At 59.6% G+C, this 23,754-nt stretch carries 28 protein-coding genes; 25 read left to right on the top strand and 3 right to left on the bottom strand.

The window, feature by feature from the left end; translation table 11 throughout:
* The first annotated feature begins 127 nt into the window (after positions 1–127).
* The 18 genes from ACN0SO_RS03250 to fliP all read left to right on the top strand — a co-directional run bounded on the left by ACN0SO_RS03250 (position 128) and on the right by fliP (position 15,401).
* Positions 128–1,339 (top strand): amino acid ABC transporter substrate-binding protein, encoded by a 1,212-nt coding sequence (locus ACN0SO_RS03250; protein WP_417674462.1) that lies wholly within the window; start codon positions 128–130, stop codon positions 1,337–1,339.
* A gap of 83 nt (positions 1,340–1,422) precedes the next feature.
* Entirely contained in the window at positions 1,423–2,286 is an 864-nt protein-coding gene (locus tag ACN0SO_RS03255; protein ID WP_417674464.1) for a branched-chain amino acid ABC transporter permease, read from the top strand.
* Positions 2,283–3,209 carry a branched-chain amino acid ABC transporter permease gene (locus tag ACN0SO_RS03260; protein WP_417674466.1) on the top strand — a complete coding sequence of 309 codons (927 nt, stop codon included), beginning with the start codon at positions 2,283–2,285 and terminating at the stop codon, positions 3,207–3,209. Before ACN0SO_RS03255 ends, ACN0SO_RS03260 begins: the two co-directional genes overlap by 4 nt.
* A complete protein-coding gene (locus tag ACN0SO_RS03265; protein WP_417674468.1) occupies positions 3,206–3,940 on the top strand; it encodes an ABC transporter ATP-binding protein in 735 nt (244 codons plus the stop codon). The genes ACN0SO_RS03260 and ACN0SO_RS03265 overlap by 4 nt, the downstream gene beginning before the upstream one ends.
* Positions 3,940–5,127 (top strand): ATP-binding cassette domain-containing protein, encoded by a 1,188-nt coding sequence (locus tag ACN0SO_RS03270; RefSeq protein WP_417674470.1) that lies wholly within the window; start codon positions 3,940–3,942, stop codon positions 5,125–5,127. The genes ACN0SO_RS03265 and ACN0SO_RS03270 overlap by 1 nt, the downstream gene beginning before the upstream one ends.
* 2 nt (positions 5,128–5,129) lie before the next feature.
* Entirely contained in the window at positions 5,130–6,590 is a 1,461-nt protein-coding gene (locus ACN0SO_RS03275) for an aldehyde dehydrogenase family protein (protein ID WP_417674472.1), read from the top strand.
* A gap of 28 nt (positions 6,591–6,618) precedes the next feature.
* Positions 6,619–7,428: a coniferyl-alcohol dehydrogenase gene (locus tag ACN0SO_RS03280; protein ID WP_417674474.1), complete on the top strand. Its 810-nt coding sequence runs from the start codon at positions 6,619–6,621 to the stop codon at positions 7,426–7,428.
* Between the two features lie 12 nt (positions 7,429–7,440).
* The gene (locus ACN0SO_RS03285) at positions 7,441–9,051 is read left to right on the top strand and encodes a flotillin family protein (protein WP_417674476.1); all 1,611 of its coding nucleotides are present in this window, start codon (positions 7,441–7,443) and stop codon (positions 9,049–9,051) included.
* 169 nt (positions 9,052–9,220) lie between these two features.
* The gene (gene flgB, locus ACN0SO_RS03290; RefSeq protein ID WP_417674478.1) at positions 9,221–9,598 is read left to right on the top strand and encodes a flagellar basal body rod protein FlgB; all 378 of its coding nucleotides are present in this window, start codon (positions 9,221–9,223) and stop codon (positions 9,596–9,598) included.
* A 20-nt stretch (positions 9,599–9,618) separates the two neighbouring features.
* Positions 9,619–10,035 carry a flagellar basal body rod protein FlgC gene (gene flgC / locus ACN0SO_RS03295; RefSeq protein WP_417674480.1) on the top strand — a complete coding sequence of 139 codons (417 nt, stop codon included), beginning with the start codon at positions 9,619–9,621 and terminating at the stop codon, positions 10,033–10,035.
* Positions 10,036–10,037: 2 nt separating this feature from the next.
* Positions 10,038–10,373 carry a flagellar hook-basal body complex protein FliE gene (locus ACN0SO_RS03300; RefSeq protein ID WP_417674482.1) on the top strand — a complete coding sequence of 112 codons (336 nt, stop codon included), beginning with the start codon at positions 10,038–10,040 and terminating at the stop codon, positions 10,371–10,373.
* Between the two features lie 37 nt (positions 10,374–10,410).
* A complete protein-coding gene (flgG, locus tag ACN0SO_RS03305; protein ID WP_417674484.1) occupies positions 10,411–11,199 on the top strand; it encodes a flagellar basal-body rod protein FlgG in 789 nt (262 codons plus the stop codon).
* 23 nt (positions 11,200–11,222) lie between these two features.
* On the top strand, positions 11,223–11,687 hold the full coding sequence (gene flgA / locus ACN0SO_RS03310) for a flagellar basal body P-ring formation chaperone FlgA (protein ID WP_417674486.1): 465 nt from the start codon (positions 11,223–11,225) through the stop codon (positions 11,685–11,687).
* Positions 11,688–11,689: 2 nt separating this feature from the next.
* Positions 11,690–12,790 (top strand): flagellar basal body P-ring protein FlgI, encoded by a 1,101-nt coding sequence (gene flgI, locus ACN0SO_RS03315; RefSeq protein ID WP_417674488.1) that lies wholly within the window; start codon positions 11,690–11,692, stop codon positions 12,788–12,790.
* A gap of 92 nt (positions 12,791–12,882) precedes the next feature.
* A complete protein-coding gene (locus ACN0SO_RS03320; RefSeq protein ID WP_417674490.1) occupies positions 12,883–13,422 on the top strand; it encodes a MotE family protein in 540 nt (179 codons plus the stop codon).
* Complete coding sequence (gene flgH / locus ACN0SO_RS03325; RefSeq protein ID WP_417674492.1) at positions 13,422–14,123, top strand: flagellar basal body L-ring protein FlgH; 702 nt, start codon at positions 13,422–13,424, stop codon at positions 14,121–14,123. The genes ACN0SO_RS03320 and flgH overlap by 1 nt, the downstream gene beginning before the upstream one ends.
* 25 nt (positions 14,124–14,148) lie before the next feature.
* A complete protein-coding gene (locus ACN0SO_RS03330; RefSeq protein ID WP_417674494.1) occupies positions 14,149–14,661 on the top strand; it encodes a flagellar basal body-associated FliL family protein in 513 nt (170 codons plus the stop codon).
* Positions 14,658–15,401 carry a flagellar type III secretion system pore protein FliP gene (fliP, locus tag ACN0SO_RS03335; RefSeq protein ID WP_417674496.1) on the top strand — a complete coding sequence of 248 codons (744 nt, stop codon included), beginning with the start codon at positions 14,658–14,660 and terminating at the stop codon, positions 15,399–15,401. The genes ACN0SO_RS03330 and fliP overlap by 4 nt, the downstream gene beginning before the upstream one ends.
* Positions 15,402–15,500: 99 nt before the next feature.
* Here fliP and ACN0SO_RS03340 read toward each other — a convergent pair whose 3' ends face one another.
* Positions 15,501–16,022, bottom strand: a complete 522-nt coding sequence (locus ACN0SO_RS03340) for a CBS domain-containing protein (protein ID WP_417674498.1) — start codon at positions 16,020–16,022, stop codon at positions 15,501–15,503.
* An 83-nt stretch (positions 16,023–16,105) separates the two neighbouring features.
* Here ACN0SO_RS03340 and ACN0SO_RS03345 point away from each other — a divergent pair, with 83 nt between their 5' ends.
* On the top strand, positions 16,106–16,291 hold the full coding sequence (locus ACN0SO_RS03345) for a hypothetical protein (RefSeq protein ID WP_417674500.1): 186 nt from the start codon (positions 16,106–16,108) through the stop codon (positions 16,289–16,291).
* 15 nt (positions 16,292–16,306) lie between these two features.
* Here the strand turns inward: ACN0SO_RS03345 and nqrM are convergent, their stop codons facing one another.
* Both nqrM and ACN0SO_RS03355 read right to left on the bottom strand, forming a co-directional pair.
* Positions 16,307–16,555, bottom strand: coding sequence for a (Na+)-NQR maturation NqrM (gene nqrM, locus ACN0SO_RS03350; protein ID WP_417674502.1), 249 nt, complete (start codon positions 16,553–16,555; stop codon positions 16,307–16,309).
* A gap of 20 nt (positions 16,556–16,575) precedes the next feature.
* Complete coding sequence (locus ACN0SO_RS03355) at positions 16,576–17,610, bottom strand: FAD:protein FMN transferase (RefSeq protein WP_417674504.1); 1,035 nt, start codon at positions 17,608–17,610, stop codon at positions 16,576–16,578.
* A gap of 171 nt (positions 17,611–17,781) precedes the next feature.
* Between ACN0SO_RS03355 and ACN0SO_RS03360 the strand changes: the two genes are divergently transcribed.
* The 6 genes from ACN0SO_RS03360 to nqrF are packed head-to-tail and all read left to right on the top strand — an operon-like array spanning position 17,782 to position 23,638.
* A complete protein-coding gene (locus tag ACN0SO_RS03360) occupies positions 17,782–19,125 on the top strand; it encodes a Na(+)-translocating NADH-quinone reductase subunit A (RefSeq protein WP_417674506.1) in 1,344 nt (447 codons plus the stop codon).
* A gap of 2 nt (positions 19,126–19,127) precedes the next feature.
* On the top strand, positions 19,128–20,327 hold the full coding sequence (locus tag ACN0SO_RS03365) for an NADH:ubiquinone reductase (Na(+)-transporting) subunit B (RefSeq protein ID WP_417674508.1): 1,200 nt from the start codon (positions 19,128–19,130) through the stop codon (positions 20,325–20,327).
* A complete protein-coding gene (locus tag ACN0SO_RS03370; RefSeq protein WP_417674510.1) occupies positions 20,320–21,144 on the top strand; it encodes a Na(+)-translocating NADH-quinone reductase subunit C in 825 nt (274 codons plus the stop codon). Before ACN0SO_RS03365 ends, ACN0SO_RS03370 begins: the two co-directional genes overlap by 8 nt.
* Positions 21,144–21,797: an NADH:ubiquinone reductase (Na(+)-transporting) subunit D gene (locus tag ACN0SO_RS03375; protein ID WP_417674512.1), complete on the top strand. Its 654-nt coding sequence runs from the start codon at positions 21,144–21,146 to the stop codon at positions 21,795–21,797. Before ACN0SO_RS03370 ends, ACN0SO_RS03375 begins: the two co-directional genes overlap by 1 nt.
* Positions 21,797–22,405, top strand: coding sequence for an NADH:ubiquinone reductase (Na(+)-transporting) subunit E (nqrE, locus tag ACN0SO_RS03380; RefSeq protein WP_417674514.1), 609 nt, complete (start codon positions 21,797–21,799; stop codon positions 22,403–22,405). The genes ACN0SO_RS03375 and nqrE overlap by 1 nt, the downstream gene beginning before the upstream one ends.
* Positions 22,406–22,417: 12 nt before the next feature.
* A complete protein-coding gene (nqrF, locus tag ACN0SO_RS03385) occupies positions 22,418–23,638 on the top strand; it encodes an NADH:ubiquinone reductase (Na(+)-transporting) subunit F (RefSeq protein WP_417674516.1) in 1,221 nt (406 codons plus the stop codon).
* Positions 23,639–23,754: the final 116 nt, after the last annotated feature.

The following is a 23,754-nucleotide window of genomic DNA, read 5'->3' on the forward strand; positions in this document are numbered from 1 at the left end:
ACTCAAATATAGAGGGAAAAGAGAATTGCTCTTGTCATTCTGGATCCAGAATGCATAAATTCCAGCGATTGGTGCCCAGGCTTCGGGAGACATGCCTGAGGCGCCGGTCTGCTCAGGGAGGAGTGACATGAACAGACGTGAAGTGATTGCCCGTTTGTCGACGGGCCTGGCGGCTATTGGTACGGCCGGCCTGATTTCTTTTTCCGCGCTTGCAGCTGACACCATCAAGATCGGGGCGGTGGCTCCGAAGACCGGGCCGCTGGCAGGTGGCGCCGCCGTGTCGCAGTGGCCGAACATCGAGCTGTGGGCCAAGGAAGTAAACGACCGCGGTGGTCTGAAGCTCAAGGACGGCCAGAAGATGGTCGAGATCATCGAGTATGATGACAAGACCAATCCGGGCGAACACATCAAGGCCGCCCAGCGTCTGGCAACCCAGGACAAGGTCGACTTTATCATCGCGCCCTACGGGACCGGCTTCAATGTCGCCGCGGCGCCGATCTATGCCAAATACGGCTATCCGCAAATCGCGGTCACCTCAATCAGCGATCAGATCGGTGAACTGACCGGCCGTTATCCCGGCCTGTTCTTCACGCTCGGTTCGACGACCGATTTCGTGCAGGGCGTGGTCAACGTTCTTTCCGGCCTGCGCGAAAAGGGCGACATCGGCAACAAGATCGCCATGGTCAATGTCGCGGATGCTTTCGGGATTGAACTGGCCGACGTTGCCCGTCCGCTTTTCACCGAAGCAGGTTTCGAGATCGTCTACGACAAGTCCTATCCGCTCGGCACCCCGGATCTTTCCCCGATCATCAAGGGAGCCAAGGCAGCCAACCCGGATGCCTTCGTAGCCTGGTCCTATCCGCCGGACACCTTTGGTTTGACCGAGCAGGCGATCATCGAGGACTTCCAGGTCAAGGCCTTCTACACGGCCGTCGCGACAGCCTTTCCGGCTTATGGCGGTAAGTTCGGCTCCAAGGCCAACAACGTCCTCGGCGCGGGCGGCACCAATCCGGACGATCCGAAGATCGCCGACTACCGCAAGCGTCATTTGGAAGTCACCGGCAAGGAGCCGGATTACTGGGCATCCGCCAACACTTATGCCGCTCTTGAAGTTCTCGCGCAGGCAATCGAAGGCGTCGGCGAAACCGATCGCGAGAAGGTCACCCAGTACATCAAGGACCACAGCTTCGACACCGTCATGGGCGAGCTGAAGTTCGAGGGCCAGAACTCCCGCAAGTACTGGACCGTCGGCCAGTGGCAGGACGGCGTCTTCCGTGGCGTCGATGCCGTCAATATCGACGGCGCGGCTCCGGTTCGCCTGAAGGACGGCTGGAACTGACCTTCCGCTGAACCCGCCCCTTGTTGGATCCGGAGCCTACGCAGGGCTCCGGATTCGCCCTTCGATCGAACAAGCAGACCGCGATGGATATTCTCGTTTCCGGCCTGTTGCTTGGTGGCACCTACGCGCTCGTGGCGATGGGGCTCAACCTGCAATACGGTGTCGCCCGTATCATGAACCTGGCCAGCGGCGAAATGCTGGTGCTTGGCGCACTGGCCGCTTTCTGGCTTTTCACCGCCGCTCAACTCAGTCCCGTGCTGACCATGATCATGGTCGCGCCGCTCGCGTTTGTCGGTAACTGGCTGATCTATCAGCTTCTGCTGCGCCCGCTCGTACGGCGCGCGAAGAACCAGGGGCAGCTTGAAGTCGATTCCATCCTCGCCACCTTCGGCATGAGCTTCGCGCTCGTCGGTATCATGGTGGCGATCCATGGCGAGTACTTCACCTATTCCTATCTCGCCAATCCTTTTCAAATTCTCGGCACCACGGTCGCGTTGAACCGGTTCGTGGCATTTGTCGTCGCCGTGATCATCGGTGTTGCACTGGTGCTTTGGCTGAATTTCACCCGTCCGGGAACGGCTGTCCGCGCGGTATCGGTCAATACGGAAGCGGCCAAACTGGTCGGCATCAACGTGCCCCGAATTTCCGCCCTGTCCTTTGCACTCGGAGGGGCGGTGACGGCGGCCGGAGGCACCCTGATTTCGACCTTCATCACCCTGGATGCCTCCGTCGGCGTCATCTTCACCATGAAGGCGCTGATCATCGTCATCATGGGCGGCGTCGGCGATATGCGCGGATCGATCATCGCCGCCTTGTTGCTCGGCCTCGTGGAGACTGCCGTTGCCACCTTGATCGATCCGGGCCTGACGCTCGTTTCCGCCTACCTGATCTTCCTCGGGATTCTTCTGTTCCGCCCGCAGGGCCTGTTCGGAAAGCGCGCGACATGACCGGAAGCGGCTGGAAAGAAATCGGCCTTGCCGCCGGCCTTGTAATCCTGGCAACCTTCGTTCCCCTCGTGACCGACGGTTACTGGCTGTCGATCGCGGTGACGGCGATGATGTATATCGCGCTCGCCACTGCCTGGACCCTGTTTTCCGGTCCCACCCACTATATCTCGCTGGCAACCGGGGCCTTCTTCGGGATCGGCGGGTATCTGGTGGCAACCGGTATGAGCGACTATGACATCAGCTTCTGGGTCATGGCGGCTGTCGCGCCTTTCGTCGCGGTCGTTCTGGCCGCCCTGATCGGAGCCGCGACACTGCGCCTGTCGGGGATCTATTTCGTGATCTTCACGCTTGGCCTTGCGGAAATGATCCGGGGTCTTGTGTCCTGGGTGCAGAACAATTTCCTCGGCTCGCGCGGTCTCTACGTTCTGACGGATTTCACCGAGGCCCACATCTACTGGATGCTGCTTGCCATCGCCGCCGTCGTCTATCTGATCGGCTGGCTGATCGAGCGTTCGCGCCTGGGCTTTGCCATGAAGATTATCGGCAATGACGAGGGCGTCGCCAAGCACCTCGGCATCAATACGGCCGCTGCAAAGGTCGCGCTCTTCATGATCACCGGCTACTTTACCGCGCTGGTCGGCGTGGTGATCGCACCGCGTTATTCCTACATCGAGCCCAATCTGGTGTTCTCACCCGAACTCAGCTTTCTGGTCGTGATCATGGCGCTGCTCGGCGGCACCCAGCGGCTTTGGGGCCCGATCGTCGGTGTCATTCCCTTCACACTGATCTGGGAAACCATCAGTGTGTCCTTTCCCAATGCGACGACCTTCTACCTCGGCCTGTCGTTCCTGCTGATCGTCTACTTCATTCCGAACGGTTTCGTCGGCCTCATAGAGAAACTCGCAAAGAGGAGGCACGGATGACCAAACCGGGACGTACCCTTCTCAAGGTTCAGGGACTGACCAAACGCTTCGGCGGTCTTGTCGCGGTCGACAACATGACATTTGATGTCCACGAACATGAGGTTCTCGGCCTGATTGGGCCGAACGGCTCGGGCAAGACCACGACGATGAACCTCATTTCCGGAGCCTTTCCGCCGTCGGGCGGATCGATCACCATGAACGGCCAACGATTGAGCGGCCTGGCTGCCCACCAGATCGCCCGACTCGGCGTCTCCCGTACTTTTCAGCTGGTCCGGGTGCTTCCGGGTTTGAGTCTCGTCGACAATGTGGTTGCGGGTGCGGCTTTCGGCTATCGCAAACGCTGGGGCGCGGAGGCGGAAACGTTCGCGCGCAGTCTCCTGGAGCGCATCGGGCTCGGCGAACACATGCATTTGCCGGTCGGTTCGCTGACCTATATCGACCAGAAACGTCTGGAACTTGCGCGCGCGCTCGCCGGAGAGCCGGAGGTCCTGCTTCTTGACGAATGGCTGGCCGGGCTCAATCCGACGGAATTGCAGCAGGGTATCGAACTGATATCGGAACTCCGCCGGGAGGGCCGCACCATCATTCTCGTGGAACATGTGATGGATGCGATCCGTTCGCTGTGTGACCGTTGCGTGGTGATGAATTCCGGAGCCAAGATCGCCGAAGGAACGCCCCAAGACGTCCTGTCGGATCCGGAGGTGATCCGGGCTTATCTGGGGGATGAATGATGCTGGAAATCCATAATCTCTCAGCCGCTTACGGCATGCACCGGGCCCTTGCCGGCGTGTCCATTGGTGTCGACGAAGGCGAAATCGTCGTTATTCTGGGTGCGAACGGGGCTGGTAAAAGCACGCTTCTGCGTGCCGTGGCCGGCATGTGCGAGGGACAGGTCCAGGGCGACGTGTTCCTGGACGGCGAGCCCCTGGCCGGCGTCACACCGGATGAAATCGTCGAGCGCGGCATCGCTTTCGTCCCGGAAGGCCGCGGAATTTTCGGGGACCTGACGGTCGGGGAGAACCTGCAGCTCGGCGCCTATTCGAAGCACGCGCGGCTGCGACAGCAGGAAAATCTCGCCCGGGTTTATGATCTTTTTCCCAAGTTGAGGGAACGCCGTAGCCAGATCGCCCGGACCATGTCGGGAGGCGAACAGCAGATGGTTGCGATCGGCCGCGCCATCATGGCCGATCCGAAGATCCTGATGCTGGATGAACCGTCCCTCGGCTTGTCGCCGATCCTGTGCAAGGAGCTTTTCCAGAGCCTGAAACATATTACCGAGAGCGGCATGGGTGTGCTGCTTGTCGAGCAGAATGCCAAGCAGTCGCTGGCGATCGCGGACCGTGGCTTTCTTTTGGAAAACGGCGAAATCACGGGCGAGAACAGCGCCGAGGCCCTGTTGAACGATCCGGCGGTGCAGGCCGCATATCTGGGCGGAGCCGCCGGTGAAACCGGGGCACGGAGTGTCAGGAAAGCGGTGTCCACGACGGCGCCAGCAGCGGCCGAAACGGAGAAATCCTTTGTTCGCCCGCGCGGAAAGGCGGGAGCCGTTGCTTCAGCCGATGCGTTTGCCGGCGAGTCGATCAACGCGCTCGTCGCCCGTGCCGCAGGCAAAGCGAAAGAGACCCCCCCGGTGCATCGACCGGCTGCGCCCGCGCGCGAGGCCACGGCACCGACCTTGAAGCCGCGCGGCGGTGGCGCGTCTTACAGGATCGCCGATGATCCCGAGGTCTCGAAGCTGCTGGCAAGCATGGAAGAGGCCGCACAGGCGGCCCGCTCCGGCGGCTCGTCTTACGTTTCCAGGCGACTGGCCGCGCGTCCGGAAAGCGCGCCGCTTCCCGAAATCGAAGTGTATCGAAAGAGCACCGTCGAGGTTTACCGGCGCGGTCCGGGAGGAAATTTGGAAAAGGTGGAGAAATAGCCATGGCACGCGTTTTTGACAGTTACTACGCAGGCGGTAGCTGGCACAGGACCGCCAGGACATTCCCTGACATGAATCCGGGGAACGATCAGGTCTGGGCCAATGTCGCCGACATGGACATCAACGACGTTCGCCGAACCATCCAGGCTGCGCAGGACGGGTTTTCCGAATGGTCCCAGTTGCCCTTCACCGAACGCGCCAATTTCATGCTCAAGGCTGCCGATGAATGCGACCGGCGCAAGGACGATCTTTGTGCCGCCCTTCAGGCCGAAGGCGGCGGATGGTGGGGCAAGGGCATGTTCGAAGCCGGCTTCATTGCCACCGTTTTCCGGGCGGCCGCGGCCATGGCCTACCAGTCGATCGGTGAAGTCCTGCCGTCGGAACATGGCAAGGTTTCCATGGCAGTCCGTGTTCCTATGGGCGTTATTTCGGTCATTTCCCCCTGGAATTTTCCCGGCATCCTCAGTTCCCGTGGCTTTGCCATTCCGATGGTCGCCGGCAATTCCATCGTCCTGAAACCGTCCGAGGAGACCCCGTATTGCGGAGGTATCTTCTTTGCCGAGGTGTTCGATGCCATCGGCCTTCCAAAAGGCGCTTTCAACGTGGTGACCTGTTCCCGTGACAACATCGGCGAAATCGGCGACGAACTGATCGAAAACCCGATCATCAAGGGCGTGTCCTTTACTGGCTCCACCGCCGTCGGGCGCATGATCGCCGCGAAGGCCGGCGCCCACCTGAAGAAGACCTGCGTGGAACTCGGCGGCAAGGATGCGCTCATCATTTGTGACGATGCGGATCTGGAAAAATCCGCTCAGTTGGCGAACTTCGGCTCCTTCATGCATCAGGGCCAGATCTGCATGAGCGTGGAAAAGGTCCTGGTCCACGAAAAGGTCTACGACAAGTTCCTGCCGATGTTCATCGAGCGGGCCCGCAAGCTGAAAGTGGGCGATCCGACCACCGATCGTTCCAATGTCATCGGTCCGCTCATCAACGACAAGCAGGCCGGCATTGTCAGAACCCAGCTCGAGGATGCGATTGCCAAGGGTGCCCGGGTGGTGCTCGGCGGCGGTGTCAACGGTCGCTACGTGGAACCGACGATCCTGACCGGCGTGACCCCGGACATGCTGATCTACCAGTTCGAAACCTTCGGTCCGGTGGTTCCGGTCATTCCGTTCCGGACGGACGAGGAGGCAATCGCGATCGCAAACGATACCGACTACGGGCTGTCATCCGGAATCATGACCGGGGATGAAAACAGGGGCCTGGAGATCGCCTCCAGGCTTGAAACCGGCTCCAGCCATGTGAACTGTTCGTCGGTGAACGACGAACCGCATGTGCCGTTCGGCGGCGCCAAGAGTTCCGGCGTCAGCCCCCATGGCGGCCGCTGGTCGCTGGAAGCCTTCACCCAGACACGCTGGATCACGCTTGACCGTGGCCACCGCCATCTTCCGCCGGTCTTCTGAGGATCGACGGAGGAATTGGGAGGAAACCATGGCAAATCAAGACTGGATCGAAGGACGCCTGCTTCAGGACAAGACCATCGTCGTGACCGGTTGTTCTTCCGGGATCGGTTGGGAAACGGCAAAGCTGGTCAAGGCGCTCGGTGGCGATGTCGTCGGAGTCGATATCAACAAGACCGAAGACCACGTCGACGAACTCTATATTGCCGACCTGTCCGACCGGATGGCGATCAAGGCGCTCGTCAACGCCTTGCCGTCGGGGATCGACGGAATTGCGAATATCGCCGGCCTGCCGCCGACGGCGCCCGCGGACAAGGTACTCAAGGTCAACCTGATCGGCCTCAAGTTCTTTACCAACGCCGTGATCGGTAAACTGAACGACGGGGCGTCCATTGTGAACCTTGCCTCGCTGGCCGGTTTCGGCTGGGAGGAGTCGATCCCCGCGATCAAGGCCAGTGAGGCACTCGCCTTTGAAGACGTGGAAGAATTCATCAGGACCTATAAGGTCGGCAACGAGGGTGGCCGCAGCTATTTCTTTTCCAAGGAGGCGGTGGTCGCCTGGACGATGCAGAACCGCTGGACCTGGCGCGATCGCGGCATTCGCATGAACTCGGTTTCGCCGGCTGCGGTCGATACCCCGATCCTGAAGGACTTTCTTGACACGCTGGGACCGCGTGGGGCGGAGGGGATCCGGCTGACGGAAAGGCCCGGACGGGCTGAGGATATCGCGCCCGTCGTCGCCTTTTTATTGTCCGACATGACACACTGGATCAGAGGCACGAACATTCCCGTTGATGGCGGGATGGCGTCGCATTTCCTGACCCAAAGACATCAGCTCTGAGGGAGGAGCGCCATGACGACATTTATCTCTCTCATCATCCTGGCCGCGATTGTCATCGCTGCCGTCGTGGTGGTGATTGCGGGCTTCTATCAGCGTTCCACCCGTGAGGTCAGCCTGGTGCGCACCGGCGTCGGCGGGCGCAAGATCATCATCGACGGCGGCACGGTCGTGCTTCCTTACTTCCACGACATCGCCCGGGTGAACATGCAGACATTGCGTCTGGAGATCCACCGCACCGGAGACGCGGCGCTCATCACCAATGACCGCATGCGCGTGGATGTCGGGGTCGCGTTTTATGTGTCGGTCGATCCGAGCGAGGAGGCGATCGCCCGTGCATCCCAGACGCTTGGCAATCGCACCTTCAGCGCCGACAAGCTCCGCGATCTCATCGAAGGAAAGCTGGTCGATACCCTGCGTGCCGTTGCTGCGCGTATGACCATGGACGAACTGCACGAAAAGCGGGCCGAATTTGTCCGGGAAGTCTCCGCTATGCTGGAAGAGCCTCTGGCGCGGAACGGCCTGACCCTCGAAAGCGTTTCACTGGCGGCCATGGATCAGACGCCGTTTTCCGCTCTCGATGAAAACAATGCCTTCAATGCCGTCGGTATGCGCAAGCTGGCCGAAGTGATCGCCAAGTCGAAAAAGGAACGGGCGGAAATCGATGCGGAGTCCGATGTTGCCGTTCACCGGTCGGCGATGGAAGCCTCGCGCCGCCGTCTCCAGATCGATCTGGAGGAGCAGCAGGCAAAGATCGCACAGGTTCAGGAACTGGAACGTCTTCGGGCCGCCCAATTGGCCGAAATCGCCGAACGCAAGGCGGAAAGCGAATCCGCGGTGAATGCCGCCCGCATCCGCATGGAACAGGAAATCCGCGCGGCTGATATCGCTCGCGAGCAGGCCGTCCGGGAAGCGGAGATTGCTCAGGCCCAGGCGCTGGAAATGGCCGAACAGGAACGCGCGATCGCCATTGCCATGAAGACCGAAGAGGAAAGCAAGGCGGTGACTGCTGCTGACTTCGCCAAGGCCGAAGCGGTCAAGGCCGCCGAGGCCATCACGACGGCCAGAGCCCTTTCCGAAGCCCAGCGGCGCAAGGACGTCGCGGTACTGGCCGCCCAGCAGGAGGCCGATGTCTCGGGGCAGAAACTCGTGGCTCAAGCGAACGCGGAAGCGGATGCCTCGGTTGCCCGCGCGAAGGCGACCCTGGAAAACGCCAGGGCAGAAGCCGAAGCCGCCAAGCTGCGCATTGCCACCCTGAAGGCGGAAATGACGGCGAAGGCGGAAGGCCAGAAAGCCTTGAACGAGGCGGAAAACGTCTTCACCAAGGAAATCATTGCGCTGAAAGCCGACATTGCCCGGCTCGAAGCCTTTCCGAAAATCGTCGAGCAGATGGTGAAGCCCGCGGAAAAGATCGAGTCCATCCGCATCAATCATATCACCGGCCTGCAGACGGGCAGCGGTGGTTCGGCAGGTGAGGGCGGTGCCAACAAGACGGCGATCAACCAGGCGCTCGATTCCATCCTCGACATGGCCGTGCAATTGCCGGCCCTCAAGAAGATCGGCGAGGAACTGGGAATATCCCTTGAGGAAAGTCTGAACGGCGTGACCGGAAAGACCAAGTCCTGACGGACCGATAAGCCATCGGACCCGTTCCGCTGGCCATGTTCTGAGAAGCGGTCGGCCTTGCCGGCCGCTTTTTCTTTTCGGGCGGGGCTCTGCCTCAATCCCGCGCCAGCCTCGGACAAGCTTCGCCTCCTAGACCTCTAAGCGAGCAAAATTCGTTTGGAGTTGTCCGATGGAACCGGTCTTTTTGACCAAACTGGTGTCTCACAACAATGACTGGCTGTCCGTGCGGCAGGCGACCATTGCCGAGAATATCGCCAATTCAAATACGCCAGGGTTTCGTTCCAGAGACGTCGAGCCGTTCACCTCTGTCATCAGCAAGACGCAGCTTGCGATGGCGGCGACCAACTCCGGACATCTTGGTACGGTGATGGATGTGGCAGAGCCCACGGACGTCAAGAAGGGCGACAGCTGGCTCGTGACCCATTCCGGCAACTCCGTCAGCATCGAACAGGAACTGATGAAGGCGGGCGAGGTCGCGCGTAACCACGCGCTGAACACCAGCATCGCGAAGTCGTTCCACCGCATGTACCTGGCAAGCCTGAAGTAACGAAACAGGAGAAGTGACAAATGTCCGATCCACTCAGCGCCGCGCTGCATATTTCTTCCAGCGGATTGCGTGCCCAGTCGGAGCGTCTGCGGGTCGTTTCCGAAAATCTCGCCAACGCGCGTTCTACCGGAAAGACAGCGGGCGACGATCCGTATTCGCGAAAGACGATCACTTTCGAAAGCGAGTTCGACCGTGCCCAGCAGGCATCGATGGTCAAGGTCAAGGGCATCGGCACCGACAAGTCTCCGTTCACGGTCGAATACGAGCCCGGCCACCCGGCCGCGGACGAGAACGGCTACGTGAAGATGCCGAACGTCAATGTCCTGATGGAGCTGGCGGACATGCGCGAAACCAACCGGTCCTATGAGGCCAATCTCAAAGTCATGACGCAGGCCCGCGAAATGGTCATGCGCGATATAGCCTTGCTGAGGGACTGATCATGCTCGAACAGATTTCCGCCCTGACATCCAGCACCGACAGCCTGCTGAAGTCCGTCTCCGAAACCCGTTTCATGAGCGGCCCTCAGGAAACGGCCTCGACCGGGCAGACCGGCGAGACGGTGAGCTTCGGCGATACGCTCGCCCAGGTGTCCCAGGATGCGATCCAGCGGCTGAAGGACGGCGAAGCCGCATCGCTTGCCGGTGTCGACGGCCAGGCTTCCGTCCAGCAGGTGGTCGAGGCGGTCATGGCCGCCGAACAGAGCCTGCAAACAGCAATTGCGATCCGCGACAAGGTCGTGGGTGCCTATCAGGAAATCAGCCGGATGACGATCTGACCGGTCAGTCGATCCAGCGACGCGAAAGGAATGTGACATGAAGGCCCTGGCCATCGCAGCAACCGGCATGAGCGCTCAGCAGCTCAATGTCGAAGTCATCGCAAACAACATCGCCAACATGAACACGACCGCATTCAAGCGGGCCAAGGCGGAGTTTTCGGACCTTCTGTATCAGGCCGAACGGCTTCAGGGCGTGCCGAACCGCGGCGGCGAGGATCCGGTTCCCGAGGGTGCACAGCTTGGTCTGGGTGTAAAGACGGCCGGTATCCGCAAGCTCCATGTTCAGGGCACCCTGAACAACACCGGCAACGATCTCGATATTGCCATCGACGGTCGCGGTTGGTTTGAGGTCACCGGACCCGACGACGAGACGCTTTATACGCGGGCAGGTTCCTTCAACAAGAACGCCGATGGTCGTCTCGTAACCATCGATGGCTATCCGGTCGAACCGGCAATCATCTTCCCCGAAAATACGGTCAAGGTCATCGTGAATGAATCGGGTCAGGTCTATGCCCAGGTCGATGGCGAACAGGAGCCGCGCGAACTCGGCCAGCTCAACCTGTCCAACTTCGCCAATGACGTCGGTCTTGAACCGGCCGGTGGAAATCTCTTCCGGGAAACCCAGGCTTCCGGTGTGCCGGTGGACGGCGTCGCCGGAGATCCCGGCTTCGGCATCATTCGCCAGGGGTATCTGGAAGACTCCAACGTCGATCCGGTGAAGGAAATCACGGCGCTGATTTCCGCGCAGCGCGGTTACGAAATGAATTCCAAGGTCATCAAGGCGGCCGATGAAATGGCCGGAACCGTGACCAACGGTATCCGTTAGTCCGCATAAAGGGAGTTGAGGTCATGATCTTCCGATCGGCCGGCTTTTGCCTGACCTTCTGGGTTGCGGTCCTGGCCTCGATTGCACCTTCTCTGGCGGGCAGCATTCAGTTACCGGTCCCACGCGCAACCATTCACCCCGGTCATGAAATAACCGGGCAGAACCTGATCGAACGGCGCTTTCCGGAGCGGACCATCCAGCAATTTGCGGTCATCAGCGACCGCAGCCAGCTCGTGGGCATGGTCGCCCGGCGCACACTGCTGCCGGGACGTCCGGTTCCGGTCAATGCGGTCAGCGTCCAGACGCTGGTCGATCGCGGTGATCAGGGCCGGCTCGTCTTCCGGGAGCAGGGGCTCTTCATCGTCATGCAAGTGGAAGTGCTGCAGTCCGGCGGTGTCGGCGACTTTGTGCGCGTGCGCAATGTGGACAGCGGAGTCGTGGTCACCGGAAAGGTGCAAACGGACGGAACCATACTGGCGGAAAATTGATAATGCGACTGTTAGCCTTGTTTCTCGCAATCCTTGTCTCGGTTGCCCCTGCCTCCGCCCTGGTCCGCATCAAGGACATCGCATCCCTTCAGGGGGTGCGTGACAACCAGTTGGTCGGCTATGGGCTCGTCGTCGGCCTGAACGGGTCCGGCGACAGCCTGAGAAATTCGCCATTCACCGAGCAGTCCTTGCAATCCATGCTCGACAGCCTGGGTGTGAATGTCCGGGATGCGCGTCTGAGAACCCGGAACGTGGCGGCTGTGGTGGTTACCGCCGAAATGCCGGCATTCATCGGTAAGGGGTCCGAGATCGATGTCTCGGTATCGTCGCTGGGCGACTCCACATCGCTTGCCGGCGGCACGCTGATCGCGACGCCACTCCTTGGCGCGGACGGCGAAATCTACGCGGTCGCCCAGGGCGCATTGGCGGTCTCCGGCTTTTCGGAAAGCGGGCAGGCGGCCAGTGTCAAAAAGGGCAGCCCGACCGTCGGTCGGATCCCGAACGGCGCCCTGGTCGAGAAGGATATCTCGGCGCGTTTCAAGAATATTCCCAAACTCGTCCTGGAATTGAGCAATCCGGATTTCAGGACGGCCGTCCGCATCACGGATGCCATCAACCAGCACAGCATTGCGCGTTACGGAATGAGGGTTGCCCGGGAGCGGGACTTGAGGACGATTGTCCTGCACCCTCCGAAAAAGATCAGCGTTACCCGTTTCATCGCTGAAATTGAGGGCCTGCGCGTCAAACCCGATCAGTCGGCCAAGGTGGTCGTTGATGAGCGGACCGGAACCGTCGTCATCGGATCGGAAGTCCAGATTTCGACCGTGGCCATCACCCACGGCAACCTGACGGTCAGGATCACCGAGACGCCACAGGTGTCCCAGCCTGCGCCATTCTCCGAGAGTGGCCAGACGGTTGTTGTCCCGCGAACCCAGGTGGATGCACAGGAAACCGGAGGCCAACTCGCGATTGTCGGCGGAACGGATCTCCAAACTCTTGTCCGTGGTCTGAATCGTATCGGGCTGCGCCCGACCGGGATCATCGCGATCCTGCAGGCCATCAAAACGGCCGGAGCGCTTCAGGCGGACCTGATCATCCAGTAATTCGGCCGGTTCTGTTCCGCCTCAAGCTTGAGGCAAGCCACACCCTGCAATGTCCAGTCAAAGCCTATCAGGAAAGGACACCGGGGATGGTGTTGAAACGAACAAAACGGCGGACGGTTTCAGTCCTGACATTGACCTGCGTCTTTGCAACCCTTGGCGCACTGCCGGGAGCCGCCCAGGCTCCAAAGCCCAAGCCGGAACCGGAGGTGCGCAAAGTCGAACAGCTTCCGGGAAGCGATGCGGGCTTCTATTGCAAGAACATTGCCGACAAGGCCGTCGACGCACGGATCGCCTGGCAAACCTGGCAACTGGTCGGATTGGAGGCCAAGCTTCGCGAACGGGCTGAAGAGCTCGAACGCAAGGAGGCCGAATACAAGGCCTGGGTCAAGCGTCGGGAAGAGCTTCTTGAAAATGTCGAAGGGCAGGTCGTCTCGATCATTGCCCGGATGCGCCCGGAAATGGCTGCCGCCCAATTGTCTACCTCGGACGAACAAACGGCGACCGGCGTGCTCTTGAAGCTCAAGCCACGGGTCGCGAGCGAAATCCTCGACGAGATGGAGCCCGCACAGGCTGCACGGCTGACCCAGTTGATGGTCGGATTTTCAGAGTCCCTGGAAGATCGGAGCTTTTGATGCGCGCAGCACTTGGTTTTGGCGGACTGCTCCTGCTTTCAGGGTGTGCCGGCCAGCTTGAAGATATCGGCCGGGCTCCGGCGATGACGCCCGTCGGTTACGGCCTCCAGTCAAATCGGGCCTCCTATCCCCTGAACACCTTTGCTCCCGGAGGTGTGAAGGACTACAATTCTCTATGGGTGTCCAATCGGGAGAACTTCTTTGCCGATCCGCGCGCACGTAAAATCGGCGATGTGCTGACCGTCAGGATCTTCATCAACGACAAGGCGTCTCTCGACAATTCCACCGATCGCAGCCGGGATTCCTCCATTGGCATCGGTGGTGACCTGTCCGCCAGCTGGGACAGCGAAAGCGTGTCCGGCGATGCGTCCCTGAATGGAGATTCAGGATCGTCATCGAAAGGGCAGGGTTCTATAGACCGATCCGAACAGATCGTGCTCTCCGTGGCTGCTGTCGTCACCGATCGTCTGCCGAACGGCAATCTCGTCATTTCCGGTTCCCAGGAAGTGCGTGTGAATTACGAAATGCGCATTCTGCAGATCGCCGGCATCGTGCGTCCTCGCGACATTCAGAGCGACAACACTATTCCCTACGACAAGATCGCGGAGGCGCGCGTCTCCTATGGCGGCCGAGGCCGCCTGTCGGAAGTTCAGCAGCCCGGTTGGGGTCAGCAGATCTACGACGCGATCACTCCATTCTAAGGAAAAGAGAGAGACAGACTGCACCATGTCAAATCTCGTTTCGCTGCCTTCCGGCCGCGCCGCCTATGCGCAGGATCGGCCATCCACGGCCTCCTTCGTTCTCGGTTTCCTGGTGCTGACGGCCCTGTCCGTCGGCTGCGGAGCCATGCTTGCGTCCCATCTGGTCAGCGAAACGCGCAACCAGGTCCTCCAGCTTGAGCGGGACGACCGTCAGGGGGCGGCCTCGAATCTGAATTATGTGCTCAACGCCCGCCTGAAAACGCTGAAACCGCTCGTGACCAACCTGTCCGCTCCGAAGAACGCATGGGTGCGCCTGCAGGCCTCTCTGGTCCTGAGCGAAGAAGCCAAGGAAGACATCGATATCGTCGTAAGTCATATCGAGGAAGACATGCTGGCCTACATGAGAACCCTGACGATCGCCCAGATCGAAGGACCGCTCGGCCTGCAGCATCTGAGAGAGGACCTGAACGAGCGCGCACGCATGCGTTCCAAGGGACAGGTTCGCGAAGTCGTTCTTGAATCTCTGGTGGTGCAATGAAGCGGATATCCTTGGCGGCTTTCATCCTTCTGGCCGGCGTCACCGCAGCCGCGGCCCAGGTTCCCGGTCTATCCGATCTGCTGCCTGCCGGCGAGGCGAGCGCCAGCGGACGGATCATCCAGATTATCGCGCTGCTGACGGTTTTGTCCGTCGCACCCGGTATCCTGATTATGGTGACCAGTTTCACCCGCTTTGCGGTGGCCTTTTCCTTTCTCAGGTCCGGCATCGGACTGCAGACGACACCGGGCAACCTGATCCTGATCTCCCTGTCGCTGTTCATGACCTTCTACGTCATGGCGCCGACGTTCGATCAGGCCTGGAAGACCGGCGTTCAGCCATTGATGAACAACGAGATCAACGAGGAAGAGGCCTATACGCGGATCACCGCGCCGTTCCGCACGTTCATGCTATCGCAGGTGCGCGAACAGGACCTGGTCCTGTTTGACGATCTCGCCGTCGGTCGGGTGACGGAGGCGGAGGCCAAGGCGCCCGAGGACGTTGAAATGCGGGTCCTGATCCCGGCATTCATGATTTCCGAACTGCGCCGCGGTTTCGAAATCGGCTTCCTGATCGCCTTGCCGTTTCTCGTCATCGACATGATCGTTGCCACGATCACCATGTCCATGGGCATGATGATGCTACCGCCAACCGTGATTTCTCTGCCCTTCAAGGCCTTGTTCTTTATCCTGATCGACGGTTGGAATCTCCTGGTCGGCAGTCTTGTCAGGTCGTTTTTCTAGAGACTCAGGTCAGCCGGCGTCTGCATAAGCACACTCCCGCCCGCCTTCGGCAAGCGAAGCCTGACAGTCGTCGAGGGGACGTGCGCTCGGTTTGAAAGACTACCCTACGATCAGTTGCTTGAGTTGCAGCGCTTCGTATTCAAGCTCGTTCAAACGGTAGTTCACGACGTCACCGATGCTGACGATCCCGACAAGGTTGCCGTCATCGATAACGGGCATGTGGCGGAAACGACCGTCCGTCATTTTGCGCAAAACCGATATCAGAGGGTCATCAAGTTCACAGGTTTCCACGTTTGTGGTCATCACGTCTTCAACCCGCTGCGCCAAAGTTTGCCCAGGTGTTTCGGCGAGTTTACGCACGATGTCGCGCTCTGACAGGATGCCCTGTAGCTTTCCTTCTGAATCCTTCACGATCAGCGCACCGACCCTTTTGTCCCGCAGCATTTCAACCGCCTCATGGAGTGTGTTCTGCGGGCGAAGGGCAAACACGTCCGCGCCTTTCGACTGGAGCACCTTCCGGACCGTCGCTGTATCGTGTTTGAGATTGGACTCAGAAGACTGACTATGCGTCGTAGCCGACATCTTGTCTTTTCGGCTCGGGCCCTGATAAGAGCTTGGCATGAAAATTCCTCCTTGCTGACTGACCGTCTTGGGCGGCAAGCAAAAGCTTAACCCAAACAGGTTACCCGAAGGAACTCTCCAAAGTGACGGACATATTTCTGACGCCCCTGACCGCGACGTTCTTGTTCGTCCTGGCCTGCCTGGCGGGTTATCAGTATCGCCGTGTCTGGGTGAAGGAGGGGCCACGCTGGAAACTGTGGCTGTTCGGACTTGTGGCAGGTGCGTGCCTGGCCCTCGTCGCATTTATTCCGGTATCGTCGGTCAACTGACGACAAAGAGGCGCTTCAGCTTGCGCGGCTTTCCTGCGCTTCCATCTCTGAGAGCATCTTGCGGGCTCGTGGGCAGGCCAAGCGTTCCCGCAGCGGGCTGTTGGGATCGATTTCCTTGTTGCAAACCAGACAGTGATCCGCATCGGCGATCGCGTTCAGGCCGCCGCAGCTGCCCTTGATGGTTCTGCCGGAAAAAATCACGCCGACCGCCATGCCGACGATGACGGTCAACAGAAGCGCAAAAGCCAGAACAAACGTCAGCACGTATTCGATCCGCCTTGAAATCAGGCCTGCAGGGCAGCAAACTTTTTGCTGGAGGTGGTCACGAAGCCCTTTTCGCTGGAATCGGCGTGCCGGTCAATGAAGAGTGCGGCCAGATCACGCTGATTTGCGATCTCAAGTCCCCGTTCGGTACCATGCACCAGCAGCGCGGTCGCCCAGGCGTCGGCGAGCATGGCGTTTTCGGCCAGCACCGTCACGGATGCTGTACGATGCGTCACCGGCCGCCCGGTTTTCGGGTTGATGATGTGCGAATAGCGATGGCCGTCCTGTTCGAAATAGTTCCGGTAATCGCCGGAGGTTGCCATGCCGAGGTTGGAGATGCGGGCGATCTCGTAAGCCTGTCGATTGCGGGCGTCAGGGGATTCGATACCGATCTGCCAGTCCAATCCGTCGGCATTGCGGCCGGATACGTAAAGGTCACCGCCGATTTCGACCATGAAATCCTTCAGGCCAAACCCTTTGACCGCCTGGGCCATCTGGTCAATGCCATAACCCTTACCGATCGAGGGCAGGTAGATCTGAGTGTCGGGGTGGCTCTTGCTGATACGATTTCCGTTTACACGCAGGCCTTCTGTCTGGCCTGAGGCGCTGAGAGCAGCTGCCAGTTTGTCGGCTGCCGGTTGAGTGTGTCCGTGGGTATCTTTCGCGCCGAATCCCCAGGCTTCGATCACCGGGCCGAGTGTGATGTCGAATTGGCCATCGCTCGCCAGATGGACGTCCTTGGCGGCACTGACGACTTTGGCGAGGTCTTCGGAGACGGTCATCGGCTCGGTCGAGGCAAGCGCGTTGAAGCGCGACACTTCCGATGAAGGGTCCCAATTGGACATCTGTGCGTTGACGTTCGAAAGGCTATTTTCGACCGCTTTGAGCAAGGCGGTCTTGTTGACGGATCGATCATGGTCTAAAGCCTTGACGGAATAACGCGTTCCCATCGTCGATCCTGATAGCTCGATAACATCCGCGCCGCCTTTGCAGGCAGCCAGAGTGAGCGACATCAGGATGAAACTCCGCCGCGAGAAACGAATGTTGGTTGGCACGGTATCAGCCTCCGATCAATCACCTGCGACTTGCGCCGCTCTTTCAGTGCGCTTTTCATCGGTTCGGGAGCCCGTTTCAACAAAAAAATGTACCAAATTTGCAGTTTGGCACTTTTTACCGGAGTAAAAACATAGGATACCGCGTTTTGTCGAAATCTGGAGGCCAGATGCGTGCAGAGCTTTAAGCTTAAGAAAGGTCTCGATCTTCCGGTGCTCGGAGCGCCGGTTCAGGAGATCGAAGAGACCAAAGAGACGAAAACGGTAGCGGTGCTGGCCGCGGACTATGTCGGTTTGAAACCCCGGCTCCTGGTCCAGGAAGGCGATGCCGTTGCCATCGGCTCTCCGCTGTTTTTCCACAAGGACACGCCCGATGTGATGGTCGTCTCTCCGGCATCCGGCCGGATCAAGGCGATCAATCGCGGTGCGCGCCGCGTATTGATCAGTATCGAGATCGAAGTCGATGACACTGACGCCGCACCTGTGGATTTCTCCAGCGTCGGCGATCTGGCAACGGCGGAAGGGCTGGCCGAACGCCTGTGCGCATCCGGGCTCTGGACATCCTTTCGCACGCGTCCCTATTCCAAGGTACCCGATCCGGCCACGCGTCCGGCGGCGATCTTCGTCAACGCCATGGATACGGAGCCGCTTTCGCCGGACCCCTTGGTGGTTCTCGCCGATAGTGCCGATGACTTTGCCAAAGGCCTCGAAGCGGTCGCGTCTCTCAGCGAGGGCAGGACTTATTTGTGCCATGAAACCGGTGCTGCGATTCCGGGGGGTGATGTCGCTGGGATCGAGCTTGCCGGCTTCTCGGGGCCGCATCCCGCAGGTCTTACCGGCACACATATTCACTTTCTGGAAGCGCCTGGAACCGCAAAGACGGTCTGGACCATCGGATACCAGGACGTCGTCGCCATCGGAAGGCTGCTTCGGAGCGGTCACCATGACCCGCGCAGGGTGATCGCGCTGTCCGGTCCGCGCTGTGCGAAGCCACGACTGATCCGCACGGTCACAGGCGCGTCGATGGAGGAACTCTGCCGAAACGAGATCGCGGGAAGTGAACCTGTCCGCCTGATTTCCGGTTCAATCCTGAGCGGTCGAATGGGGGAGGGCCCAAGCGCTTACCTGGGCCGCTATGCCCGCCAGGTGACTTTGATCGAAGAGGACCACAAGCAGATCCCGATGGGATGGATACGCCCGATGGCGTCCAAATTCGCCTTTCAACCCGTGCTCGGCTCCGCGTTCTCCAAAAAGCTTTACGCCCTGACCTCGAACCTGAATGGCGGTCGCCGCGCCATGGTGCCGCTCGGTACGTTCGAGGAACTGATGCCGCAGGATTTCCTCCCGACACAATTGCTGCGCGCGTTGCTTGTGATGGATACGGACCAGGCCCAGGCGCTGGGAGCGCTCGAACTGGACGAAGAAGATCTGGGGTTGGTAGGTTTTGCCTGTCCCGCCAAATACGAATATGGCATGGCGCTGCGCGACTGCCTCACCAAAATTGAGAAGGAGGGCTAGAATTGGGCCTTCGCAACTTCTTCGACCGCATCGAGCCTAATTTCACCAAGGGCGGTAAATACGAGAAGCTGTTTCCCATCTACGAGATGGTCGAGAGTTTCATCTATACGCCCAAGACGGTGACCACGGCCGCGCCACATGCCCGCTCGTACATCGATATGAAGCGGATCATGACCTATGTGGTCATTGCCACGATCCCCTGCATACTCGTTGGGCTCTACAATGTCGGCTTCCAGGTGAATTCCGCCATCGCGGTTCACGGCGCCTCCGGCTGGCGCGCCTGGCTGATCGAGGCTTTGGGTATCGGCTTCGATCCGGCCAATCCGGTCGCCAATTTCCTGCACGGGTTGCTTTACTTCCTGCCCATCTACATCACCACTCTCGTGGTGGGAGGTATCTGGGAAGTGATCTTTGCGACCGTGCGCGGCCATGAGGTCAACGAAGGTTTCCTTGTTACCTCCATGCTTTACGCGTTGATCCTGCCTGCCTCCGCGCCGCTTTGGCAGGTGGCACTGGGGATTTCCTTCGGTGTGGTCATCGGCAAGGAAGTCTTTGGGGGCACTGGCAAGAACTTCCTCAATCCGGCCCTGACCGGTCGCGCCTTCCTCTATTTCGCTTACCCGGCCCAGATGTCGGGCGATACGATCTGGACACCGGTGGACGGGTTTTCGGGCGCTACGGCGCTGTCCGTCTCCGCTTCCGATGGCTATGCGCAGCTGGCTGCCAACGGCTTGAGCTGGATGGACGCCTTCCTCGGCACGATCCAGGGGAGTATCGGGGAAACATCGACCCTGGCTTGCCTGATCGGCCTAGCGTTCCTTTTGATCACCAAGATCGCCAACTGGCGGCTCGTCGTCGGTTGCCTGGTCGGAATGATCGGATTTTCGACGCTACTGAACGTCATCGGGTCGGATACCAACCCGATGTTCGCCATGCCCTGGTATTGGCATCTCGTGGTTGGTGGTTACGCCTTCGGCCTGGCGTTCATGGTGACGGAGCCGGTATCAGCCTCGCACACCAATCTCGGACGCTACGTCTATGGGGCCCTGATCGGTTTCATGGTCGTGATGATCCGTGTCATCAACCCGGCCTTTCCGGAAGGAATGATGCTCGCGATCCTGTTCGGTAACGTTTTCGCACCTCTGATCGACTATTTCGTGGTGCAGGCAAACATCAAGCGTAGGGCCAAACGAAATGCCTGAAGACAGCGGTCAGAAAGAAAACAATCGCGAAAAAGGCTTTATCCGGCGTTTCCTCGACCTTCCGCCGGATTCCGTGCCCAAAACCGTGTTCGTTGCCGTGTCGTTGTGCCTGGTGGCCTCGATGATCGTGTCGGCGACAGCGGTTTCGCTTCGGCCGGTCCAGGAGGTCAACAAGCTCCGCGACAAGCAGATCAACATTCTGCAGGTTGCGGGCCGCTATGATCCGTCGGTTAAGGTCACCGAGGCTTTCTCGGTATTCGAGCCCCATGTTCTGGAGCTTGCAACGGGTAAATTCACCGATCAATTCGACCCTGCGACCTTCGACGAACAGGCTGCGGCGCAAGACCCGGCAACTTCAGTCGCTCTGGAGGATGATCCGGCTTCGATCGGGCGGAAGTCGAAATTCGTTACCGTCTATCTTCTGCGCAAGGAGGACGGCAGCATCGACAAGGTGATCCTGCCGATCCACGGCTACGGTCTTTGGTCGACGCTCTACGGTTTTATTGCCCTGGAAGCGAACGGCAACGACATTTACGGGCTGCAGTTCTATAGCCACGCGGAAACGCCCGGTCTCGGCGCCGAGGTCGACAATCCGCGCTGGAAGGCGCTCTGGAGAGGCAAGAAACTGGCGGACGACAGCGGCGACCTGCTGATCACGGTTGCCAAGACTGCGCCGCCGCAAGGCGAACAGTATCATGTCGACGCCCTGGCGGGAGCCACGCTGACCTCCCGTGGCGTCGACAACCTGGTGCGTTTCTGGATGGGTGAGGAAGGCTATGGGCCGTTCCTTAAAAATCTCAAGGCGGGAGAAATCTGATGGCGCAGACCAAAAGAGAATTGCTTATCGATCCGCTGGTCGACAACAACCCGATTACGCTGCAGGTCCTGGGCATCTGTTCAGCCCTGGCCGTCACGTCGTCCCTCAAGGTGGCGTTCGTGATGGCTCTCGCTGTGACGCTGGTGACCGCATTCTCCTCGATGTTCATCTCCATCCTGCGCAATCAGATTCCGGGGGCGATCCGGATCATCGTGCAGATGGTGATCATCGCCTCGCTTGTGATTATCGTGGACCAGATCCTCAAGGCTTATGCTTATGAGATCTCGAAAACCCTGTCGGTCTTCGTGGGGCTGATCATCACCAACTGCATCGTCATGGGGCGCGCGGAAGCCTTTGCCATGAAAAACCCGCCGATCGCCTCCTTCATCGACGGAATCGGCAACGGTCTCGGCTACGGGCTGATCCTGATGTTGGTGGGTGTCATTCGCGAATTGTTCGGCTCCGGCAGCCTCTTCGGCATCACGATCCTGCCGACCGTGAACAACGGCGGGTGGTATGTTCCCAACGGACTGCTGCTGCTGCCGCCTTCCGCATTCTTCGTTATCGGGCTGCTTATCTGGGCATTCAGGAGCTGGAAGCCCGAGCAGGTCGAGGAGCGCGAATACAAGATCCAGACGGTGGAAGCGCATTGATGGAACAGCTGATTTCCCTCGCAGTCAAAGCGGTCTTCGTCGAGAACCTCGCCCTGTCCTTCTTTTTGGGCATGTGCACGTTCATCGCTGTTTCCAAGAAGATCTCCACGGCCATAGGTCTCGGCATTTCCGTGATGGTCGTGCAGGCCATCACGGTGCCGGCTAACAACCTGATCCTCACCTACTTGCTGGCGCCGGGCGCCTTGTCCTGGGCCGGTTTCGGCGACGTGGACCTGACCTTCCTGGGTCTGATTTCCTATATCGGTGTGATCGCGGCGCTGGTGCAGATCCTTGAGATGGTGCTCGATAAGTACTTCCCGCCGCTCTACAACGCACTCGGCGTGTTCCTGCCGCTGATCACCGTGAACTGTGCGATCCTCGGCGGTTCTCTCTTCATGGTGGAGCGGGACTACAATTTCCCGGAAGCTCTCACATACGGCGTGTCATCCGGCTTTGGCTGGGCTCTTGCCATCACCGCCATGGCGGGTGTCCGCGAGAAACTCAAATATTCCGACATCCCGGAAGGCCTGCAGGGCCTGGGCATCACCTTTATTACCGCGGGGCTGATGGCTATGGCCTTTATGTCCTTCAGCGGCGTCAAACTGTAACGGGAGAGCCCTGTGGCCACATTTGGACTAGGCATACTTCTCTTTACCCTGATCGTGCTGGGCCTCGTCACGATCATTCTTGCGGCCCGTTCCAGGCTCGTCTCAGTCGGCAACGTCGATATCACGATCAACGGCGAAAAGACGATTTCGGTGCCGGCAGGTGGCAAGCTGCTGCAGACGCTCGCCGAGCAGAAACTGTTCGTGCCGTCGGCTTGCGGCGGCGGCGGCACCTGCGCCCAGTGCCGGGTCAGGATTTTCTCCGGTGGCGGCTCGATCCTGCCGACCGAAGAAAGCCACATCACCAAGCGCGAAGCCGCCTGCGGCGACCGCCTGTCCTGTCAGGTCGCGGTCAAGCAGGACATGGAGATCGAGGTTCCCGAAGAAGTCTTCGGCGTCAAGAAATGGGAATGCACGGTCCGCTCAAACGAGAACGTGGCCACCTTCATCAAGGCGCTGGTGCTTGAGCTGCCCGAGGGCGAGAACGTGAACTTTCGCGCCGGCGGCTACATTCAGATCGAGGCGCCAGCGCACAAGCTCAAGTACACCGACTTCGATATCGAGGAGGAGTATCGCGGCGATTGGGACAAGTTCAATCTCTGGCAATACGAGTCGATCGTGGACGAGCCGGTGGAACGTGCCTATTCAATGGCGAACTACCCGGAGGAAAAGGGCATCATCATGCTCAATGTCCGCGTGGCCTCGCCACCTCCGGGCACGGAAGGCATCCCGCCTGGCAAGATGTCCAGTTATATCTTCAACCTGAAACCGGGCGACAAGGTCACGATTTCCGGTCCCTTCGGCGAGTTCTTTGCGCGCGACACCGACAAGGAGATGGTGTTCATCGGCGGCGGCGCAGGCATGGCGCCAATGCGCAGTCATATCTTCGACCAGCTCAAGCGGCTGAAATCCAAGCGCAAGATCAGCTTCTGGTACGGTGCGCGCTCCAAACGGGAAATGTTCTTCGTTGAAGATTTCGATCAGCTCGCCGCAGAAAACCCGAATTTCGAATGGCATGTCGCCTTGTCCGACGCGCTGCCGGAGGACGATTGGAGCGGCTATACCGGCTTCATTCACAACGTTCTTTATGACGAGTACCTCAAGAACCATCCCGCACCGGAGGACTGCGAGTTCTATATGTGCGGACCTCCAATCATGAACTCGTCGGTGATCAACATGCTGCTTGATCTGGGCGTAGACCGCGATGACATCATGTTGGACGACTTCGGAGGATAGAGGTCGCAGTTGCCGGGAAGAGCGGCTGTCAAAGTTCTGGAGGCGGCGGGGCCTGGAAGGCTGCGCCCCTCCTGACGACTGGTCTCCGCGGGCCGTTGGAAAGCGCAACCGCTCGG

This window comes from Roseibium sp., from assembly GCF_048260565.1.
Classification (GTDB): domain Bacteria; phylum Pseudomonadota; class Alphaproteobacteria; order Rhizobiales; family Stappiaceae; genus Roseibium.

Coding starts and splice junctions, on each gene's coding strand:
- ACN0SO_RS03250 (WP_417674462.1), top strand. CDS start 128: ATGAACAGACGTGAAGTGATTGCCCGTTTGTCGACGGGCCTGGCGGCT.
- ACN0SO_RS03255 (WP_417674464.1), top strand. CDS start 1,423: ATGGATATTCTCGTTTCCGGCCTGTTGCTTGGTGGCACCTACGCGCTC.
- ACN0SO_RS03260 (WP_417674466.1), top strand. CDS start 2,283: ATGACCGGAAGCGGCTGGAAAGAAATCGGCCTTGCCGCCGGCCTTGTA.
- ACN0SO_RS03265 (WP_417674468.1), top strand. CDS start 3,206: ATGACCAAACCGGGACGTACCCTTCTCAAGGTTCAGGGACTGACCAAA.
- ACN0SO_RS03270 (WP_417674470.1), top strand. CDS start 3,940: ATGCTGGAAATCCATAATCTCTCAGCCGCTTACGGCATGCACCGGGCC.
- ACN0SO_RS03275 (WP_417674472.1), top strand. CDS start 5,130: ATGGCACGCGTTTTTGACAGTTACTACGCAGGCGGTAGCTGGCACAGG.
- ACN0SO_RS03280 (WP_417674474.1), top strand. CDS start 6,619: ATGGCAAATCAAGACTGGATCGAAGGACGCCTGCTTCAGGACAAGACC.
- ACN0SO_RS03285 (WP_417674476.1), top strand. CDS start 7,441: ATGACGACATTTATCTCTCTCATCATCCTGGCCGCGATTGTCATCGCT.
- flgB (WP_417674478.1), top strand. CDS start 9,221: ATGGAACCGGTCTTTTTGACCAAACTGGTGTCTCACAACAATGACTGG.
- flgC (WP_417674480.1), top strand. CDS start 9,619: ATGTCCGATCCACTCAGCGCCGCGCTGCATATTTCTTCCAGCGGATTG.
- ACN0SO_RS03300 (WP_417674482.1), top strand. CDS start 10,038: ATGCTCGAACAGATTTCCGCCCTGACATCCAGCACCGACAGCCTGCTG.
- flgG (WP_417674484.1), top strand. CDS start 10,411: ATGAAGGCCCTGGCCATCGCAGCAACCGGCATGAGCGCTCAGCAGCTC.
- flgA (WP_417674486.1), top strand. CDS start 11,223: ATGATCTTCCGATCGGCCGGCTTTTGCCTGACCTTCTGGGTTGCGGTC.
- flgI (WP_417674488.1), top strand. CDS start 11,690: ATGCGACTGTTAGCCTTGTTTCTCGCAATCCTTGTCTCGGTTGCCCCT.
- flgH (WP_417674492.1), top strand. CDS start 13,422: ATGCGCGCAGCACTTGGTTTTGGCGGACTGCTCCTGCTTTCAGGGTGT.
- ACN0SO_RS03330 (WP_417674494.1), top strand. CDS start 14,149: ATGTCAAATCTCGTTTCGCTGCCTTCCGGCCGCGCCGCCTATGCGCAG.
- fliP (WP_417674496.1), top strand. CDS start 14,658: ATGAAGCGGATATCCTTGGCGGCTTTCATCCTTCTGGCCGGCGTCACC.
- ACN0SO_RS03340 (WP_417674498.1), bottom strand. CDS start 16,022: ATGCCAAGCTCTTATCAGGGCCCGAGCCGAAAAGACAAGATGTCGGCT.
- ACN0SO_RS03370 (WP_417674510.1), top strand. CDS start 20,320: ATGCCTGAAGACAGCGGTCAGAAAGAAAACAATCGCGAAAAAGGCTTT.
- ACN0SO_RS03375 (WP_417674512.1), top strand. CDS start 21,144: ATGGCGCAGACCAAAAGAGAATTGCTTATCGATCCGCTGGTCGACAAC.
- nqrE (WP_417674514.1), top strand. CDS start 21,797: ATGGAACAGCTGATTTCCCTCGCAGTCAAAGCGGTCTTCGTCGAGAAC.